The following is a 5,202-nucleotide window of genomic DNA, read 5'->3' on the forward strand; positions in this document are numbered from 1 at the left end:
TTCTCTACTTGCATACCTGGATAGTAGTAGTGATCAGCGAAACTTGTGATCGTTCCTTCTTCAAAGTGTACTTGTAAGTTTTCAAATGTTGGATCTTCTTGATAGACATCTTGAATAGTAGAAAACATTTTTTGGTCGTCAATGTAGTATTGTACGTTTTCTTCATCTAATAGAAACTCAATAAATTTTCGTGATTCTTCTGGATGTTTAGCTTGTGCAGATATTGTAAGGAGAAGATCGACACCAGAAACTAATCTGTTCTCATCGGCATTGTTCGTTGCTGGTAAAGCAAATGCTCCTAGTTCAATATCAGGATTGGCTGCTTTAATTTGGCTAATCGCCCAAACACCCATCATGTACATCACAGACTCACCCTTGGCAAAATCTGTGTTTGCCTGATTATAGTTTGTCCCAAATACATCATTGTCTGTATACTCTAAAAGAGTTAACATTTTTTCTGACACTTCTTGATAACGATCAGCAAATGTTATTTCTTCTGCGTGACGTTTTTCAAAGAAATCATCTCCATGCAAGTTTGAAGCTAATGCGTTAAAAGGTGGTAGAGCCGTCCATGCTTCGCCATACGGAGAATAGAATGGAGTTTCACCAGCGGCTTCAATTGTTTCTGCTACTTCAATAAACTCATCCCATGTTTTAGGAATTTCTAATCCTAGTTCTTCAAATTTTGTTTTATTGTATAAAACTGTGTTTGCGTTTGCAGAATGCGGTATTCCATTTGTCTCATCATTTTCTGAAAGTTGGTTAATCATATCGACATAGGACGGAATTACGTTGTCGAGAATGTCATCACCAGTGAAATCCACAAAAGCACCACCATCGGCTGCTTCACCATATACTCGGTCTCCATTGTAAGCAACAATTTCAGGCACATCATTTTGAGATAAGCGCGACATTAACACTGTTCCTGGTTCAGGTACATTGTTTTGTTCAATTTTAATGTTTGGGTGCTCTTCTTCAAATTTTTCAATTAAATCATTAAATATACCAACTGCCTCTGATTTAAATTGGAAGAATTCCAAAGTTACAGTGCCATCATCACTCGCACCGCTATCTCCTCCACCACAACCAGCTAACATACCAACTGCTAAAAACCCTGACATCACTGTACTTAATAATTTTTTCATTTTCTTCCCCCATAATTAATTCATTTTATTGTTTTACATGTTTTGCTATTTAATTCATTATTCAATTTTGAAATTTCTTTAAGATACCACCGCATGACTCTCTTACAACTAATTTTGTCGGAACCACAACTTTCAGCGCGATATCTCTTCCTTCGATTCTCTCCAGCAGCAAATTAACGGCTGTCTTTCCCATTTGCTCAGTGTATACTTTTACTGTTGTGAGTGGTGGACTTACAAAATTGGCCATTTCAATATCATCTATACTAACAATCGCTACTTCATGCGGAACTTTAATACCATCCTCCAGTAAGGCACGAATTGCTCCAATCGCCATCGGATCACTTCCAACAAAAAACGCAGTTGGCAAATTGCCTTTTTCGATCGCCTTTTTCATGATTCGATAGCCTGAAGGCGTTCCCCAGTCATCTAAATAAATATCACTTTCATTTAACTGATGATGTTTTTTCATCATCGATTCATAAGTTTTCTGTCGTATATCCCCCGTGTTACCTGATTCAAAAACTTCACGCATTTTCATACCATGACCAGGTCCACCAATGTAGCCAATTCTTTCATGCCCTAATTCAAGTAAGTATGACATGACTTTTTCGCTTGCTCCTTGTAGATCACACATAACAGAGTCATAAGTTTCTGTTTCGGCAGGTGCATCGACAAAGACGATATGATCATTGTGAATGTAGCGCTTATGAATTTCGCTTTTATCAATATGCCCGACAACAATCAGTCCGTCTAAATCTTCTAATGACTGTTCATTCGTAGCATTCTGCATGCGGACAAATTTAGAAATCTTTATGTTCTTTTGTGAGCATTGCTCTTCAATTCCTTTTCGAATGGAAAGAAAATAAGGATCATCAAATTCATCCTCTTGACTACAGCCCATTAACAAACCGATTTTAACGCTTTCATTTCTAAGAGAAGTTTGTATTCCGCTTTTCTTTTTAGAAGAATAATTCAACTTTTTAGCAACCGCTAAGATCCGTTCTCTCGTTTGTTCCATCACAGTTATCGTTTCATCATTATTAAGCACTCTAGAAACGGTCGATATCGAAACATTCGCTTGTTTAGCAATATCTTTTATCGTTGCCATCACATCACCACTTTTAGTTTTACCGGTAAAACTTTTGCAAGAGTTTTCCGTTAAATTTAGTTTATCAGATTACTTTTATGAAAACAACACTTTTATTTTTCCTTTTTTTTGTCGTTTTTTCCTATATACCACTCATATATTGTGATTATTAAATGTTTTTTAATCAATCCTCCTTATAATCTTTCGAATTCAGTCATTTCATCACTGTGCAACAAAGTAAAACTTTACTCTTTTTACTAAAAAAAGCATAACTCATTAAAGTTACGCCCAACTACTATTATTCTAACCATGTATTTCAAATGTATCCTCTACCGCCTCTTCCTTTCTCACAACTACTAGTCTGTAAAAAAAGAAACTAACTGTTCCTATTGTAGCAAGAATCCCTATCCACCAATACATATTAGAAATCCCATAATATTCAATTATCAATCCGCCACCTAAAGAACCAATCATCCCTCCAACACCAAAGACAACTGTAAGAAAGAAGACATGACCCGTGGCAAGTAAATCCTTCGGTAAAATTTTTGTTACGTATTGAAAAGCACTCAGATAAAACACACCAAAACTTGCTCCATGAAAGAACTGTAGAAAAAGAACACTTTCTGGAGACAAAACAAAAGTCATACATATCCAGCGAATACTATAGAGCGATCCACCAATAATAATAAACGTTAACTCATGAAAACGCCTAAACCATAACCAACCCAAAACAAAAACAAATGACTCTGTTATTACGCCTATAAAGATCGCCCAACCTATTAATGATTCACTCCCACCTAATTCAACAATGTAAATTCCTAAGTAGTGATCATTTGTTCGGTGAGGAATCGTGATCAGTAGCGCTAGTACTAAAAACCAAAGGAATTTCGGCTCTCTCCCTATCTTTAGTGCAGTAAATAAAGTTGCTTTTTTATCCGTTAAATTAATATCCGTAAGTTTTATAGCAAGCAAAAATGTGATGAGAATGACTAATAAAAAAGGATAGAGGATGTTTTCAATTCCAAAAAAGGCTAGCACGTATCCCGATATTAAAGCAGTAATAGCAAATCCAAGAGAGCCCCACACTCTAATTTTCCCGAATGAAATTTTCTTTTCAGTTGCCGTCTTCTGCGCTAAACTTTCGCCTAACGGGTTAATTGGCGAGAAAAAACAATAAAAGATAAACATCATGATGGCTATTGTAGCTAAAGACTCGACATGAAATAAAATGACACTTGTTCCAATAACAAACACCAAACATAAAACTAAGATCCGTTTGATTGATTTATATTTGTCGCTCATATAAGCCCAAAACGGCTGAGCGATAACCGAAGCTAGCGATGCCACTCCTAGCAACCAACCTATTTCCACACTAGAAAGTCCATTATCCCTAAAATAAACAGGTAAATAAGTCCCCACTATTGTCATCGCCGAAAAGCAAAAAAACATAAATGCCATTAAGCGGAGAAGATTATTTGTTCTTCGCATAGATAACCTCCTTACATTACATTAAAAGTGCATTCAAACAGTTATTAAATCGTTACTTCATATAGAAAAGTTAGTTAAACTCATTATTTATAGGTCGCACGATCCATTTATTGTAATATTATTAGTATTCAAAGTATATAAAAACCACGATACTTTTAAAATATTATAAGCTCACACTAAGAAACGGCAAATGCACTCCTGATACCTTCTTATGAAGCAGCAATTTGAAGAATTATTTTTATCTATAAAACAAAAAGAACCGCATGACCTCTGCGGTCATGCGGTTCACGGTATGGTTTTGGTGGAGACGGTGGGAATCGAACCCACGTCCAAGAATAACGACACTTACGCTTCTACGAGCGTAGTCACTGTATTAGCATTTCGCCAACACTTCGGCCCAGTAACAGGCTTCCATGAGGCTAGTCTGTTTGTTCTCTTCCTTCACCCTCAGACGGAGGGTAACCGGCGTAGCCCACTTAGAGTGAGTCCCAGATCCTACCACATGGGCGATGGAGGGTGGAACCGCAAAGCGCTATTAAGCTGCTAGTGCGAAGTTGTTGTTTTCTTTGCCAGTTAATTGGCTTTGGCGTTTTAACGAGGCCGACCCCCTCGACTCGCCACGTAAGCACGACCTATCCCTGTCGAATCCAAAACGTCCCCAAAATAAAAGTTAGCTAGTAGGTTTCCCTTGCAAGCTAAGCGATAAAACAAAGTGTCTTGAACAGTAAGTTAAAAATAACTTCTCCCGCTCTCGACACTTATTATTATAGCATACCCACTAACGAATACAACTGGTAAATTCCTACCAATGTAAATCGCCTGCTTTCTTACCCTTTCATTCGCTCTCTCAACGCACGATCGACTTCACGCTTAGCATCTTGACGCTTAAGTGTTTCGCGCTTGTCATAGTTTTTCTTACCCTTAGCAAGGCCAATCAACACTTTAGCAAACCCATTCTTCAGATACACTTTTAAAGGAACAAGCGAATATCCTTTTTGCTGAGTTTGTCCAATTAACGTATTAATCTGCTTTTTATGAAGAAGAAGCTTGCGCGCACGAGTTGGATCATGGTTGTACCGATTCCCTTGCTCATACTCACTAATATGTGCGTTGTGGAGATACATTTCCCCATTCACAATGCGAGCAAATGAATCCTTTAAATTCATTCGACCTAACCGCATTGATTTAATTTCCGTACCTTTAAGCACAATTCCTGCTTCGTACGTTTCTTCAATAAAGTAATCATGACCAGCACGCTTGTTTTGAGCGATCACATTACGGTCTTTGTCTTTTACAGCCATCTGCTACACCCTTTTGCTTCATGACATTTTCTTAATGATAGCAAATACGAAAGACAAACGTCAAAGAGATTATGAAAAAAAGGTGGTTTTTCCCTTTTTTTCATAATCTCGACGCGTGAGCGGAGCCGCTGCTTTCTTTTGAGTGAGCTAGGAGTGCTCTTCTCCTAGCTTGCGTGCAGCG

4 protein-coding genes and 1 other RNA gene are annotated in these 5,202 nt (G+C 37.6%); all 5 read right to left on the reverse strand.

Annotated features, from left to right (window positions below; translation table 11 throughout):
* On the reverse strand, window positions 1-1,145 hold a 1,145-nt coding region (locus tag SLH51_RS24215; RefSeq protein WP_335964152.1), incomplete at its 3' end, for an ABC transporter substrate-binding protein.
* A gap of 61 nt (window positions 1,146-1,206) precedes the next feature.
* Window positions 1,207-2,253, reverse strand: a complete 1,047-nt coding sequence (locus SLH51_RS24220) for a LacI family DNA-binding transcriptional regulator (RefSeq protein WP_335964153.1) — start codon at window positions 2,251-2,253, stop codon at window positions 1,207-1,209.
* A 282-nt stretch (window positions 2,254-2,535) separates the two neighbouring features.
* The gene (locus tag SLH51_RS24225; protein WP_335964154.1) at window positions 2,536-3,720 is read right to left on the reverse strand and encodes an MFS transporter; all 1,185 of its coding nucleotides are present in this window, start codon (window positions 3,718-3,720) and stop codon (window positions 2,536-2,538) included.
* A gap of 299 nt (window positions 3,721-4,019) precedes the next feature.
* Window positions 4,020-4,380, reverse strand: a transfer-messenger RNA (tmRNA) gene (ssrA, locus tag SLH51_RS24230).
* Between the two features lie 167 nt (window positions 4,381-4,547).
* Complete coding sequence (gene smpB / locus SLH51_RS24235; RefSeq protein WP_335964155.1) at window positions 4,548-5,021, reverse strand: SsrA-binding protein SmpB; 474 nt, start codon at window positions 5,019-5,021, stop codon at window positions 4,548-4,550.
* Window positions 5,022-5,202: the final 181 nt, after the last annotated feature.

This window comes from Halalkalibacter kiskunsagensis, assembly GCF_037027555.1.
GTDB classification, from domain to species: domain Bacteria; phylum Bacillota; class Bacilli; order Bacillales; family Bacillaceae_D; genus Halalkalibacter; species Halalkalibacter kiskunsagensis.

Bases quoted from the DNA above. Each gene is read 5' to 3' on its own strand.
- SLH51_RS24220 (WP_335964153.1), bottom strand. From the start codon at position 2,253: ATGGCAACGATAAAAGATATTGCTAAACAAGCGAATGTTTCGATATCG.
- SLH51_RS24225 (WP_335964154.1), bottom strand. From the start codon at position 3,720: ATGCGAAGAACAAATAATCTTCTCCGCTTAATGGCATTTATGTTTTTT.
- smpB (WP_335964155.1), bottom strand. From the start codon at position 5,021: ATGGCTGTAAAAGACAAAGACCGTAATGTGATCGCTCAAAACAAGCGT.